Here is a 12648-nt window from a genome sequence, read left to right as displayed (position 1 = left end):
AAGCCGGCGCCGCCGGCTTTTTTATACCTAGCGCAAAGGACCTTTACTGCCATGATCCAGCCCCTTTCTCTGACCGTCGAAGCCGGCCTGCAGGCCGAACAGGATCTGCTCGCCCAGGTATGCAGCGGTGTCCAGGAGTACGGCCTGTTGTTCTGGCAGCCGAGCGACAGGGCGCTGGTGATGCCGCGACGCTTGAGTCGTTTGTCGGGGTTCGAGCAGGCCTGCGACGCGCTGGCCGCCAGTGGCTGGCCGGTGTTGCTGCGGGAAACCGGTGGGGAGCCGGTGCCGCAATCGGCGGCGACGGTCAATATCGCGCTGGTTTATGCGCCGCCTCGCAGCGAGGGTGATCAGAATCGGATCGAAACCGGCTATCGCCGTTTGTGCCAGCCGATCTGCGACTTGCTTTCCGAGCTGGGAGGCGAGCCCTCCCTGGGTGCAGTCGAGGGCGCTTTCTGCGATGGCCGGTTCAACGTCAATCTTAACGGGCGCAAGATGGTCGGCACCGCCCAGCGTTGGCGCCAGAGCAAGGGTGGGACGCGTCCGGTTGGGTTGGTGCATGGCGCGCTGTTGCTGGATGACGAGCGGGAAACCATGGTGGCGGCGGTCAATCGTTTCAATCAGGCCTGTGGCCTGGAGCAGCGTTGCCGCGCCGAGAGCCATATCGCCTTGCATGAGGCATTCGCCGCGCCGAATGCCATCGAGCGCCTGGATACCCTGTACCGGCAGATGCTGGCGCAGTTCCTGCCGCTCTAACGGGTGCCGAACACCACCATGGTCTTGCCTTTGACATGGACCAGGTTGCGTTCCTCGAGGTCCTTGAGCACTCGGCCGACCATCTCCCTTGAGCAGCCGACGATCCGCCCGATTTCCTGGCGGGTCACCTTGATCTGCATGCCATCCGGATGGGTCATGGCATCTGGCTGCTTGCACAGTTCGAGCAGGCAGCGGGCCACGCGCCCGGTGACATCGAAGAACGCCAGGTCGCCGACCTTGCGGGTGGTGTTGCGCAGGCGCTGGGCGATCTGGCCGCTGAGCACGTACAGAATGTCCGGGTCCTGTTGGGACAGCTCACGGAATTTTGCATAGCTGATCTCCGCGACTTCACATTCGACCTTGGCCCGTACCCAGGCGCTGCGTTGCTGCTCATGCCCGGCCTGTTCGAACAGGCCCAGCTCGCCGAAAAAATCCCCGGCATTGAGATAGGCGATGATCATTTCCCGACCGTCGTCATCTTCGATCAGGATGGTGACCGAGCCTTTGACGATGAAGAACAGCGTGTCCGACTGGTCGCCGGCGCAGATGATGTTGCTCTTGGCCTGATAACGGCGGCGCTGGCAATGCATCAACAGCTTGTCGAGGTTCTTGATCTTGGGTGTAGGGGCAAGAGCAACCATGGTTGTATCCCGAAAAGACAGCACGGTGTGATTTGGTTTTTTTATGGGGCGGTCAAGCTGATCGCCGATAGCTGGCAATGCGCCAGTGATTTGGCGCCAGCTTAACAGACGCTTCCTTTGGGTAATTAAGAATTTTCCTATCAGAACTGAGTGTGGCACCCGAACAGGCAAAGCGCTGCCATCCCGGGCCCCTGTGCTAAGCTGGCGACCCTTTTTTAGCAGTGGAGTCTTGGCGATGAAGGCACGCATCCAATGGGCTGGCGAAGCCATGTTCCTCGGGGAATCGGGCAGCGGTCATGTGGTGGTAATGGATGGCCCGCCGGAAGCCGGTGGTCGTAACCTGGGCGTGCGCCCGATGGAAATGCTCCTGCTCGGCGTAGGCGGTTGCAGCAACTTCGATGTGGTCAGCATCCTGAAGAAATCCCGCCAGGCTGTCGAAAGTTGCGAAGCCTTCCTCGACGCCGAGCGTGCGACCGAGGACCCCAAGGTCTTCACCAAGATCCACATGCACTTCGTGGTCAAGGGCCGCGGGTTGAAAGAAGCCCAGGTCAAGCGCGCCATCGAGCTGTCGGCGGAAAAATACTGCTCGGCATCGATCATGCTCGGTGCGGCCGGGGTTGCCATCACTCACGATTACGAAATCGTCGAGCTCGGTTGAGTCGCCATTCAACCCTCTCGAATTCGCGGCAAAAGAAAGGGCGCTGAAAAAGCGCCCTTTCTTTTGCCTGCGATTTGTATCGCTCAGATCCGGTAAGTGCTTTTGGTCATGACCTTGGCCAGTAGGCTCATGCCGAATTTTACCGGCGCCGGGAAGCGGAATCCGCCCGCGTCCAGGGCGCTTTCGGCGTGTTGTTCTTCGTCGATGCGCATCTGCTCGAGAATCGCCCGGGATTTTTCGTCCTCGGCCGGCAATTGCTCAAGGTGTTCGTTGAGGTGTTTGCACACCTGATCTTCGGTGGCAGCCACGAAACCCAGGCTGACCTTGTCGCTGATCAGCCCGGCCACTGCGCCGATGCCGAACGACATGCCATAAAACAGTGGGTTGAGCACGCTGGTGTGGCTACCCAGTTGGTGAATGCGTTGCTCGCACCAGACCAGGTGATCGATTTCTTCTTCCGCGGCATGCTCCATGGCGGCGCGCACTTGCGGCAGCCTGGCGGTCAGTGCCTGGCCCTGGTACAGCGCCTGGGCGCAGACTTCGCCGGTATGATTGATGCGCATCAGGCCGGCGACATGCTTGGTGTCCTCTTCGCTCATCTGCACGTCCGGCTGCACGATGGCAGGGGAAGGGCGATAAGGCTGGCCGCTGAAGGGCAGCAAGGTACGCATTGCCGCATCTGCCTGCAGCAGTAGACGGTCAATCGGCGAGTAGTGACGTTGGGTAGTCATGCTTACCTCCGGGAAGAATCACGGCGGCCAGTTTACCCCAATCGATGGGCAGAGGCCTGCGCTGGATCAGCACACTCTCGGCAAAAGCGGGCGAGGAGTGTGCTGTCGCGCACCTTGGATGGGGATCAGCCCGGCGGCCAGTGCATCTGGCGCTGACCCAGAACGTGCATGTGAATGTGATACACGGTCTGGCCACCGAGTTCATTGCAGTTCATGACGACCCGGAAGCCTTCTTCGCAGCCCAGCTCCCTGGCCAGACGCTGGGCGGTGAACAGGATATGTCCGGCCAGCAGCTTGTCGTCTTCGGTCAGGTCATTGAGGGTGCGTACCGGTTTTTTCGGAACTACCAGGAAATGCACGGGGGCCTGTGGGGCGATATCGTGGAAGGCCAGAACCTGGTCGTCCTCATAGATGATCTTCGCCGGTATTTCCCGGTTGATGATCTTGGTGAACAGAGTATCCACAGCTGTTTCTCCGTTGTGTTGGTCCGGGCTGAGTGTACTCAGGCAAGCCGAGTGCGCCCAGCCTTAGATGGTTGCCAGGTCAGCGCGGGCAATAGGCTTTGTTGACGGCGCCGGAAATCTTGCGGGTCAGCCAGCGTGAACCCAGGCGCGGGCTGAACGCAAACCAGCGGTTGCGGCGGCCGGGGATGATAATGGCGCGATTCTTGTCCAGGGCGCGCACGGTGTACAGCGCGACTTCTTCCGGGCTCATCAGCAGTTTGCTGTCGTTAAGCTTGCTGGTGTTCAGCTGGGCGGTATCAAAGAAACCGGTGCGGGTCGGGCCAGGGCAGAGCACGGAAACCTTCACTGCATTGTTTTTCAGCTCTTCGCGCAGGCCTTCGGAGAAGTGCAGTACATAGGCCTTGCTGGCGTAGTAGGTGCTCATCCAGGGGCCGGGATAGAAGCCGGCGATCGAAGCGACGTTGAGAATCTGCCCGCCGCCCTGCAGGGCCATGCTGTTGCCCAGGGCATGACACAGCCGGGTGAGGGCCAGAATGTTCACTTCGATCAGGTCCTGCTCGGTCATCCAGTCCTGGGCGAGGAAGGGGCCGCAGGTGCCGATGCCGGCGCAGTTCACCAATAGATCGATCTGCCGGTCGCCTTCCTCCAGCTCCAGCAGGAAACCCGAAAGCCGCAAAGGCTCGGACAGGTCGCAGGCACGGAACAGCACCTCCACACCAAAGCGTTGGGTCAACTCGATGGCGATGCTTTCCAGCTGATCACGCTGACGGGCCACCAGGATCAGGCTGCGGCCGCGCCGGGCCAGCGCTTCGGCCAGGGCCAGGCCTATGCCGCTGGAGGCGCCGGTGATCAGAGCGTAACGGGTCATGCGGTTCTCCATTGCAACGGCCGGTTGCCTGTAGGGAAAAGTCCCAGGCAGCGGCGCGTTAATTCAATCCGATAGTCTACAGGGGGCCGGGGCGGGCTCGCTGCTTTCGCTGTTCCTGTTTCTGGGCGCCCTAGACCGAGCTGAGACCACCGATGAAGGACAGCAGCAAGACGATTATCCACAGCGCGGCAAGCCCCTTGACCGCTCCACTGTTTGGCGGAGGCGGCGCGCCGTAACGATTGGCGCCGGTGTTGCCCGGCAGGATCGTCAGCAGCAGCGGAAACACCGCGTACACAAAAGGCAGCAAATTCAGTAGCCAGAGCCAACCCGACCAGCCCAGGTCATGCAGGCGCTGAACGGAAATGGTGATGTTCAGATAGGCGAAGGCCAGTGCTACGACGCCGAGGAAGATCATTCCCGTCACCTGCAGGCCGTTGCCGACCAGAGCTGCGGTCAGGAAGCCGCCGGCCAGGGTGGTCAGCAGGATCAACACCAGGGTCCAGGCGAGATAACGCAGGCGCCCGATGCGTCCTTCAACGGTGTAGAACTTCAGTTCGCCAAACTCGGGAAGGGGATCGCCCACTGTGGCTTGAGGCGGGGTGTAGGGCGAAGTACCCGCGCCGGTCATGGGTTCTGGCGTCGGCGTAGGGACCGGGCGTTGCCAGTCACTTGTTGCGGCGGGTTCTGCCTGGGGCAAGTCCACCGAAGGCGCTGGTGCTGGGGGAGCAGGCTGAGGTGCCGGTTGGCTGGCGCCTGGGGCAAGATCCGGTTCGATGCGTGGGGCGATACCGGCCTGGTTCAGCGCGGCGAGATAAATGTCCGCGTCCTGCTGGGAGAGGTCGCGCTTGAGGGTGATGTTTTGCCCCTTGAACAGAGGCTCGATCGCGGCGATATCGCTTTTGAACAGCTTGGCGATTTTCTGCTTGGCATGTTCGATGTCGACGCCCGGAAGCAGAGCCCCGTCAAATACGATCTTGAAACGGTCTTCGCTCATGCAGGGCTTCCTTGTCGGCTATATAGAGAGGGCTTTCGCAGGGCGACAGTTTAAGGCCAGCCGTCCGTTGCTGGCCAAAAAACATCAGCGATTCAGCGCGGCCAGCGTTGCGGTAGCCGGGCGGCCAGTTCCTGCGCGGCACGGTATTCGGCGTCCAGGCGGGCGACCAGTTGATCGACGCTCGGCAAGTCATCGATTTCACCGACGCCTTGTCCGGCGGACCACACGGTTTTCCAGGCTTTGGCTTCGTCGCTGAGCGGCTTGAGTTTCGAGCCGAAATTGACTTCGCCTTTGCCCTGCAGGGCGGCAAGGTCGAAGCCGGCGTTTTCCAGGCTTTGGCGCATGAAGCTTGCTGGAACCCCGGAGACTGCCGCGGTGTGCACAATGTCGGCGGCCTTGGCGCTCAGCAGCATCTCCTTGTAGGCCTCCGGCGCATGGCTTTCCGTGGTGCCGATAAAACGCGTGCCGAAGTAGGCGAGGTCGGCGCCGAGCAACTGTGCGGCGAGGATCTCGTGGCCGTGGTTCAGGCAGCCAGCCAGCAGCAGCGTCTTGTCGAAGAACTGGCGGATTTCGGCGATCAGGGAGAACGGGCTCCAGGTCCCGGCGTGGCCACCGGCGCCGGCGGCTACGGCGATCAGGCCATCGACCCCGGCCTCGGCGGCTTTTTCCGCGTGGCGCCGGGTGGTGACGTCATGGAAGACCAGGCCTCCATAGGCATGCACTGCATCGACCAGTTCCTTTACCGCTCCCAGGCTGGTGATGACGATAGGCACCTTGTGTTCGATGCAGATCGCCAGGTCGGCATTCAAGCGTGGGTTGCTGTGATGCACGATCAGGTTGACGGCATAGGGCGCGGGGTTTTCCAGGGTCGCAAGGCCTGCTTCGATTTCCTCCAGCCAGGCCTTGAAGCCACTGCTTTCACGCTGGTTGAGGGCAGGGAAGCTGCCGACCACACCATTGCGGCAGCACGCCAGAACCAGTTGTGGGTTGGAAATCAGGAACATCGGCGCAGCCACGACAGGCAGGCGCAAGCGTTGTTCGAGCAGAGCGGGCAGCGACATTGGATGTACCCCGAATAATGACGGCTAGTAGGAGTTAGAACGGCCGGACAACGACCAGAATTACGATAGCCAGCAATACCAGAACTGGCACTTCATTGAACCAGCGGTAAAAGACATGGCTGCGGGTGTTTTCGCCACGGGCAAAACGTTTCACCTGGGCGCCGCACATATGGTGGTAGCCAATCAGGATGACCACCAGGGTCAGCTTGGCATGCATCCAGCCGCCCTGGCCGAAGTAGGCGCTGGGGTTCAGGCTCAGCAGCCAGATACCGAAAACCAGCGTGGCAATCATCGCTGGGCCCATGATTCCGCGGTACAGCTTGCGCTCCATGATGCTGAAGCGTTCCTTGCTGATCGTGTCTTCGCTTTGAGCGTGATAAACGAACAGGCGCGGCAGGTAGAACAGACCGGCAAACCAGCAGACCAGACTGACGATGTGAAAGGCTTTGAGCCACAGATAGAGCATTTCGGTTATTCCCAGGTTCACGGTAGCGCAGATAGTAGAGGCAGGAGCGTCCGCACGTCACCTTGACGGTTGTCGCAGGGGCGCGCGGCCCCTATTATCGACGGCTTTCCAGTGGGTTCGTTGAGGGCAGGTTTATGGTCAAGGTCGGTATCGTCGGCGGCACGGGTTACACCGGGGTCGAACTGCTGCGTCTGTTGGCACAGCATCCGCAAGCAGAAGTGGTGGTCATCACTTCCCGATCCGAGGCAGGCCTTGCCGTTGCCGATATGTACCCGAACCTGCGAGGCCACTATGACGGCCTGGCATTCAGCGTTCCGGACATCAAGACCCTTGGTGCCTGCGATGTGGTGTTCTTCGCGACTCCGCACGGCGTTGCCCATGCCCTGGCGGGTGAGCTGCTGGCTGCCGGTACCAAGGTCATCGACCTGTCGGCGGACTTCCGTCTGCAGGACGCCGATGAGTGGGCCAAGTGGTACGGCCAGCCCCATGGGGCCCCTGAGTTGCTCGACGAAGCCGTCTATGGCCTGCCGGAAGTCAATCGCGAGCAGATCAAGAAGGCACGCCTGATCGCTGTTCCGGGTTGCTACCCGACCGCTACCCAGCTCGGCTTCCTGCCATTGCTGGAGGCTGGGCTGGCCGATACTTCGCGGTTGATCGCCGACTGCAAGTCGGGTGTCAGCGGGGCGGGTCGGGGCGCCAGCGTCGGCTCCCTGTACTCCGAGACTTCGGAGAGCATGAAGGCCTATGCGGTCAAAGGTCATCGTCACCTGCCGGAGATTCGCCAGGGTCTGCGCCGTGCGGCGGGCAAGGATGTCGGCCTGACGTTCGTGCCGCACCTGACGCCGATGATCCGTGGCATTCACTCGACGCTCTATTCCACTGTCGTGGACAAGTCGGTGGACCTGCAGGCGCTGTTCGAGAAACGTTATGCCAACGAGCCGTTCGTGGATGTGATGCCGGCAGGCAGCCATCCGGAAACCCGCAGCGTGCGGGGCGCCAACGTATGCCGGATTGCCGTGCACCGTCCGCAGGATGGCGACCTGGTGGTCGTGTTGTCGGTGATCGACAATCTGGTCAAAGGCGCGTCGGGCCAGGCCGTACAGAACCTGAACATCCTGTTCGGTCTGGACGAGCGTCTGGGCCTGTCCCACGCCGGCATGCTGCCTTAAGGCGTCTGCCTGCTTCAGCAAAAGGCCCGTTATGGGCCTTTTTGCATTTTGCGGTGAGCCCTGGGCTTATTGATATACCGTAACAATAGTTGACCGCTTTTCTGGGAGAAGCGGATAATGCGCGTCATCACGCATTATGGCGGCGTAACGCCGGGAGATAGTCAGCATGAGCGTCGAATCCTTCACCCCCACGGCTTTGCAATTCACCCACGGTGCCGCGCACAAGGTGAAGAGCCTGGTCGATGAAGAGGGTAATGATCGCTTGAAGCTGCGCGTATTCGTTACGGGCGGCGGTTGTTCAGGGTTTCAGTACGGCTTCACTTTCGATGAAGAAGTCGCGGATGACGACACCATCGTCGAGCGCGAAGGCGTCAGCCTGGTGGTCGATCCGATGAGCTTCCAGTACTTGGCGGGTGCCGAGGTGGATTATCAGGAAGGTCTGGAAGGTTCGCGTTTCGTGATCAAGAACCCGAATGCCACGACCACCTGCGGTTGCGGGTCTTCGTTCTCGATCTGATCGCTGAATAAGGTTTTACCAAGCGCCGCAGGGCTTTCGGGCTCTGCGGCGTTTTGCTGTCTGGCGATCAGGCGGGGTAGATCGCGCCCAGGATACGCAAGCCGCGGGCGCCGGTGACACTTGGGCGGTTGGCGGCTATGCCTTCCAGGCAGCAGTGGGCCAGCCAGGCGAATGCCATGGCTTCAACCCAGTCCGGATCGACGCCATGGGTGGCGGTACTGCTGACCTCGGTGTTAGGCAGCAGGCTGGACAGGCGATTCATCAAGGTCGAGTTGTGAGCGCCGCCACCGCAGACCAGCAGCTCCTGGGTATCGGTCTGTGCGGCTTGCAGCGACTCGACGATGGTCAGCGCGGTCAGCTCCAGGAGCGTTGCCTGTACGTTTTCGGCGGGCAAGGCTGGCAGGCGAGCCAGATGTTCCTGTAGCCACTCCAGGTTGAATACCTCGCGACCCGTACTCTTCGGGCCTTGAGTGGCAAAGAATGGGTCGCTGAGCAGCGCGTTCAGCAGCAGCGGCTCAACCTGACCGCTGGCAGCCCATTGGCCATCGCGATCGTAGTTTTCTCCACGCTGGGCATTGATCCAGGCATCCAGCAGGACGTTACCCGGGCCGCAGTCGAAGCCGGCAACCGGCTTGTCGCTCTCGATCAGGCTCAGGTTGCTGAAGCCACCGACATTGAGGACCGCGCGCTTGCCGCAGCTTTGATCAAAGAGCGCTTCATGAAAGGCCGGTACCAGTGGAGCGCCCTGGCCGCCGGCGGCGACGTCGCGGCTGCGGAAGTCGCTGACAACCGTGATTCCGGTCAGCTCTGTCAGTAATGCCGGGTTGCCGATCTGGACCGTGAAGCCGCGGGTGGGCTCATGGCGGATGGTCTGGCCATGACTGCCAATGGCGCGGATGTCCGCGGGTTTAAGTTTCTGTTGGGCAAGCAGGCTATGAATACCCTGGGCGGCCAGTTTTACCCAGTTTTGCTGGGCGATGGCGGAGCGGGCGATTTCATCGGGACCGCTGGCGCACAAGCCAAGCAGCTCGGCGCGCAGGGATTCAGGCATGGGAATGTAATGCGTGGCGATCAGCCTGATCGCCGGTGTTTGCTCGATGAGCGCGATATCCAGGCCATCAAGACTGGTTCCGGACATCACACCTATATAGAGCGCCATGCTTAACGCTTGTTCGAAGCAAGCAGGGTGGCTTTTTCCTGATCCATCCGCGCCATCAGCGGCTGGCTTTGTTGCAGGAAGCGTGCGCGTTCCGCTTTGGCGATCGGATCGGCCATTGGCAGCTTCTGGCCCAGTGGATCGACGTGAACGCCGTTGACCTGGAACTCGTAATGCAAATGCGGGCCCGTGGAAAGCCCGGTGGTGCCGATGTAGCCGATCACCTGGCCCTGCTTGACGGTTCCGCCGGTCTTGACGCCTTTGGCGAAGCCTTGCATATGGCCGTACAGCGTGCGGTAAGCATTGCCGTGCTGGATGATCACGGTGTTGCCGTATCCGCCACGACGCCCGGCCAGGAGCACCTTGCCATCGCCGGCTGCCTTGATTGGCGTACCGCGAGGGGCTGCGTAGTCGACGCCTTTGTGAGCGCGGATCTTGTTCAGGATTGGGTGTTTGCGGCCCATGGAGAAGCGCGAACTGATACGTGCGAAGTCCACCGGAGTGCGGATAAAGGCCTTGCGCATGCTATTGCCATCAGCGGTGTAATAACTGCTCATGCCTTGTTTGTTGGTGTAACGCACCGCGGTGTAGGTCTTGCCACGGTTGGTGAAGCGGGCGGAGAGAATGTTGCGGGTACCGACGGCTTTACCATTGACGACGGTCTGTTCGTAGATCACGTCGAACTCGTCGCCGGGGCGAATATCCTGGGCGAAGTCGATGTCGTAGCCAAAGACGTTGGCCATGTCCATCGTCAGACTGTGAGAGAGGCCGGCACGTGCTGCGGATTGCGACAGCGAGCTGTTGATCACACCATGAACGTAGGCCGTGCGCACCATGGGCTTGGCGGTGATACGGCTGAAGGCGAAGCCTTTTGGCCCTTTGGTCAGGGTGATGCTTTCCAGGTCATTGACCTTGCTGTGCAGATTGTTCAACTGGCCGTCCGGACCCAGTTCGAACTCAAGTTTCTGGCCGCGCTTCAACTGGGTGAACTGCTTGGCTTGCTTGTCGCTGGCCAACACGTCATGCACCGAAGTGGCAGGTAGGCCGACCTTCTCGAATAGCGTGGAAAGGGTGTCGCCCTTGGCAACAATGACTTCCCTGTGATTCGCTGCCTTCTTTTCTTCCGCCACGGCCGGAGCTGGCTGTTCTTGAGCGGTTTCAGTGGTTTTCGCAGTATCTTCGGGGCTGTTTTCGATTTGTGCGAACGGGGACGCTACGGCTTCATTTGTGGCTTGTACGGCGTCTGCGGCGTCTTGATCTTGTGTCAGTTGCTCGGCCGGGCTTTCCAGGTCGAGGCTCAGAGTTGTTCTTTTGGCTTCTACATCACTGGAAGGGAATACCAGGAGCGCCAGGCTGAGGAGGGCGGCGATACCACTTGCGGCGAGCAGGTGGGTCTTCGGATAAAGCGGCGGGGCTTTAGGCGGTTCTGTGGTCATAAGTAATTTTGACTTTGAAAAAGATGAATTGGAAAAGATGAATGACATGATGAAGATGAAATAACTGTATAAAATATAACCAAATCATCTGTTAAGCAAGCCTGCGGACGTCCTGTTCGTGGAAAGCCATCCGTACGCCGGGCAAAACTTGTAATTGGGCGCTGATCTTGTATGGTTGGTTCCCTTTGAATCTGAGCCTTGCGGGTCTGTTATGAAGTCGGTTGAAGAGCAGCTAGCGCTGATCAAACGTGGTGCGGAAGAGTTGTTGGTCGAGTCCGAGCTGATCGAAAAGCTCAAGCGCGGTCAGCCGCTGCGTATTAAGGCTGGCTTCGACCCAACGGCGCCGGATTTGCACCTGGGTCATACCGTGCTTATTAATAAGCTGCGTCAGTTCCAGGATCTGGGTCATCAGGTGATCTTCCTGATCGGCGACTTCACGGGGATGATCGGTGATCCGAGTGGCAAGAGCGCAACCCGTCCGCCGCTGACTCGCGAGCAAGTCCTCGAAAATGCCGAGACCTACAAGAGTCAGGTGTTCAAGATTCTTGACCCGGCGAAAACCGAGGTGGCCTTCAACTCCACCTGGATGGACGAGATGGGGCCTGCGGACTTCATTCGCCTGACTTCCCAGTACACCGTTGCTCGCATGCTCGAGCGTGACGACTTCGACAAGCGCTATTCCACCAATCAACCCATTGCCATTCATGAGTTCCTCTATCCGCTGGTTCAGGGTTATGACTCGGTGGCGCTGCGTGCCGATGTGGAATTGGGCGGTACCGATCAGAAGTTCAACCTGTTGATGGGGCGTGAGCTGCAGCGCGGTTATGGTCAGGAAGCTCAGTGCATTCTGACGATGCCATTGCTCGAGGGGTTGGATGGCGTCAAGAAGATGTCCAAGTCGCTGGGTAACTATGTAGGTATCCAGGAAGCACCTGGTGTCATGTACAGCAAGCTGGTTTCCATTCCGGATGTCTTGATGTGGCGTTACTTCGAGCTGCTGAGCTTCCGCTCCATGGAGGAGATCCTTTCCTTTAAGGCGGATGTTGAGGCGGGTGCGAATCCGCGGGATATCAAGATCAAGCTGGCTGAAGAGATCGTTGCGCGCTTCCATGGTGAAGAGGCTGCGGCGAATGCTCATCGTGCGGCGGGTAACCGTATGAAGGATGGTGAGCTGCCGGATGATCTGCCTGAGATCGAGTTGGCTGCTGCTGAAGACATGCCGATCGCGGCAGTCCTTAATAAGGCTGGCTTGGTAAAGAACTCGGCGATGGCGCGTGACCTGCTCGGCTCGGGTGGTGTGCGTGTGGATGGTGAGGTGGTTGAGCGTTCCTTTATATGGACGATCGGCTCGACTCATGTTTGCCAGGCCGGAAAGAAGGCTTTTGCACGTATTACGCTTAAATCCGAATAAAACTGAAAATAGGTGTTGACGGCGAATTATATGTCTCTATAATTCGCCCCACTTCCGGCGCAGTCGAAACGGAAAACTCCTTGAGATTCAACGAGTTACGCGGTTTTCGACAGCGGTCACGCTTCAGTTCATCGAAGCCCGAAGGAGTTGGTTCGGCAGTCAGTTTTCGCCGAATTAACGATTCGATCTTCTCGGTCGAAAGCGGAGAAAAAGAGGTGTTGACAGCAGCGTGTAACGCTGTAGAATTCGCCTCCCGCTGACGAGAGATCGGAGGCGCAAGTGGTTGAAGTTGCAAAGGAAACTTTGAAAACTTCTTAAAATAA

Annotated in this window: 15 protein-coding genes; 5 read left to right on the top strand and 10 right to left on the bottom strand. The window is 59.6% G+C overall.

All coding sequences use genetic code 11. The annotated features are described in order from the left end of the window. Positions 1–51: 51 nt before the first annotated feature. Positions 52–753, top strand: a complete 702-nt coding sequence (locus CRO75_RS10090; protein ID WP_097135129.1) for a lipoate--protein ligase family protein — start codon at positions 52–54, stop codon at positions 751–753. On the opposite strand, the gene crp is transcribed toward CRO75_RS10090, so the two are convergent. Next, positions 750–1394, bottom strand: a complete 645-nt coding sequence (gene crp / locus CRO75_RS10085; protein ID WP_007930174.1) for a cAMP-activated global transcriptional regulator CRP — start codon at positions 1392–1394, stop codon at positions 750–752. The two genes, CRO75_RS10090 and crp, sit on opposite strands and share 4 nt — an antisense overlap. A gap of 235 nt (positions 1395–1629) precedes the next feature. On the opposite strand from crp, the gene CRO75_RS10080 reads away from it, so the two are divergent. Further along, positions 1630–2052, top strand: a complete 423-nt coding sequence (locus tag CRO75_RS10080; RefSeq protein ID WP_009045862.1) for an OsmC family protein — start codon at positions 1630–1632, stop codon at positions 2050–2052. An 83-nt stretch (positions 2053–2135) separates the two neighbouring features. On the opposite strand, the gene coq7 is transcribed toward CRO75_RS10080, so the two are convergent. The 6 genes from coq7 to hemJ all read right to left on the bottom strand — a co-directional run bounded on the left by coq7 (position 2136) and on the right by hemJ (position 6636). Continuing rightward, positions 2136–2783 carry a 2-polyprenyl-3-methyl-6-methoxy-1,4-benzoquinone monooxygenase gene (coq7, locus tag CRO75_RS10075; protein WP_097135128.1) on the bottom strand — a complete coding sequence of 216 codons (648 nt, stop codon included), beginning with the start codon at positions 2781–2783 and terminating at the stop codon, positions 2136–2138. Positions 2784–2908: 125 nt separating this feature from the next. Beyond that, on the bottom strand, positions 2909–3247 hold the full coding sequence (locus CRO75_RS10070) for a histidine triad nucleotide-binding protein (RefSeq protein WP_007930180.1): 339 nt from the start codon (positions 3245–3247) through the stop codon (positions 2909–2911). Between the two features lie 79 nt (positions 3248–3326). Then, positions 3327–4115 (bottom strand): SDR family oxidoreductase, encoded by a 789-nt coding sequence (locus CRO75_RS10065; protein ID WP_007930181.1) that lies wholly within the window; start codon positions 4113–4115, stop codon positions 3327–3329. Positions 4116–4245: 130 nt separating this feature from the next. Continuing rightward, positions 4246–5109, bottom strand: a complete 864-nt coding sequence (locus tag CRO75_RS10060; RefSeq protein WP_097135127.1) for a DUF805 domain-containing protein — start codon at positions 5107–5109, stop codon at positions 4246–4248. Between the two features lie 92 nt (positions 5110–5201). Then, entirely contained in the window at positions 5202–6170 is a 969-nt protein-coding gene (locus CRO75_RS10055; RefSeq protein WP_009051135.1) for a nitronate monooxygenase family protein, read from the bottom strand. Between the two features lie 34 nt (positions 6171–6204). Next, positions 6205–6636 (bottom strand): protoporphyrinogen oxidase HemJ, encoded by a 432-nt coding sequence (gene hemJ, locus CRO75_RS10050; protein ID WP_097135126.1) that lies wholly within the window; start codon positions 6634–6636, stop codon positions 6205–6207. Positions 6637–6770: 134 nt separating this feature from the next. Here hemJ and argC point away from each other — a divergent pair, with 134 nt between their 5' ends. Beyond that, entirely contained in the window at positions 6771–7805 is a 1035-nt protein-coding gene (argC, locus tag CRO75_RS10045; protein WP_009045860.1) for an N-acetyl-gamma-glutamyl-phosphate reductase, read from the top strand. Positions 7806–7971: 166 nt separating this feature from the next. Further along, positions 7972–8322, top strand: coding sequence for an iron-sulfur cluster insertion protein ErpA (erpA, locus tag CRO75_RS10040; protein ID WP_007906865.1), 351 nt, complete (start codon positions 7972–7974; stop codon positions 8320–8322). 67 nt (positions 8323–8389) lie between these two features. On the opposite strand, the gene CRO75_RS10035 is transcribed toward erpA, so the two are convergent. Both CRO75_RS10035 and CRO75_RS10030 read right to left on the bottom strand, forming a co-directional pair. Next, complete coding sequence (locus CRO75_RS10035; RefSeq protein WP_097135125.1) at positions 8390–9481, bottom strand: anhydro-N-acetylmuramic acid kinase; 1092 nt, start codon at positions 9479–9481, stop codon at positions 8390–8392. A gap of 2 nt (positions 9482–9483) precedes the next feature. Then, positions 9484–10914, bottom strand: coding sequence for a peptidoglycan DD-metalloendopeptidase family protein (locus CRO75_RS10030; RefSeq protein ID WP_097135124.1), 1431 nt, complete (start codon positions 10912–10914; stop codon positions 9484–9486). A 211-nt stretch (positions 10915–11125) separates the two neighbouring features. Between CRO75_RS10030 and tyrS the strand changes: the two genes are divergently transcribed. Further along, positions 11126–12325, top strand: a complete 1200-nt coding sequence (gene tyrS, locus CRO75_RS10025) for a tyrosine--tRNA ligase (protein WP_097135123.1) — start codon at positions 11126–11128, stop codon at positions 12323–12325. On the opposite strand, the gene CRO75_RS33125 is transcribed toward tyrS, so the two are convergent. Beyond that, on the bottom strand, positions 12312–12648 hold a 337-nt coding region (locus tag CRO75_RS33125), incomplete at its 5' end, for a hypothetical protein (RefSeq protein WP_204856404.1). The genes tyrS and CRO75_RS33125 overlap by 14 nt on opposite strands.

It is taken from the genome of Pseudomonas sp. LAMO17WK12:I10, from assembly GCF_900215185.1.
GTDB lineage: Bacteria > Pseudomonadota > Gammaproteobacteria > Pseudomonadales > Pseudomonadaceae > Aquipseudomonas > Aquipseudomonas chlororaphis.
This window is presented reverse-complemented; position numbering and strand designations above follow the sequence as displayed.

Bases quoted from the DNA above. Each gene is read 5' to 3' on its own strand.
- coq7 (WP_097135128.1), bottom strand. From the start codon at position 2,783: ATGACTACCCAACGTCACTACTCGCCGATTGACCGTCTACTGCTGCAG.
- tyrS (WP_097135123.1), top strand. From the start codon at position 11,126: ATGAAGTCGGTTGAAGAGCAGCTAGCGCTGATCAAACGTGGTGCGGAA.
- hemJ (WP_097135126.1), bottom strand. From the start codon at position 6,636: ATGCTCTATCTGTGGCTCAAAGCCTTTCACATCGTCAGTCTGGTCTGC.
- CRO75_RS10035 (WP_097135125.1), bottom strand. From the start codon at position 9,481: ATGGCGCTCTATATAGGTGTGATGTCCGGAACCAGTCTTGATGGCCTG.
- CRO75_RS10030 (WP_097135124.1), bottom strand. From the start codon at position 10,914: ATGACCACAGAACCGCCTAAAGCCCCGCCGCTTTATCCGAAGACCCAC.
- CRO75_RS10090 (WP_097135129.1), top strand. From the start codon at position 52: ATGATCCAGCCCCTTTCTCTGACCGTCGAAGCCGGCCTGCAGGCCGAA.
- CRO75_RS10060 (WP_097135127.1), bottom strand. From the start codon at position 5,109: ATGAGCGAAGACCGTTTCAAGATCGTATTTGACGGGGCTCTGCTTCCG.
- CRO75_RS10080 (WP_009045862.1), top strand. From the start codon at position 1,630: ATGAAGGCACGCATCCAATGGGCTGGCGAAGCCATGTTCCTCGGGGAA.
- argC (WP_009045860.1), top strand. From the start codon at position 6,771: ATGGTCAAGGTCGGTATCGTCGGCGGCACGGGTTACACCGGGGTCGAA.
- erpA (WP_007906865.1), top strand. From the start codon at position 7,972: ATGAGCGTCGAATCCTTCACCCCCACGGCTTTGCAATTCACCCACGGT.
- crp (WP_007930174.1), bottom strand. From the start codon at position 1,394: ATGGTTGCTCTTGCCCCTACACCCAAGATCAAGAACCTCGACAAGCTG.
- CRO75_RS10065 (WP_007930181.1), bottom strand. From the start codon at position 4,115: ATGACCCGTTACGCTCTGATCACCGGCGCCTCCAGCGGCATAGGCCTG.
- CRO75_RS10055 (WP_009051135.1), bottom strand. From the start codon at position 6,170: ATGTCGCTGCCCGCTCTGCTCGAACAACGCTTGCGCCTGCCTGTCGTG.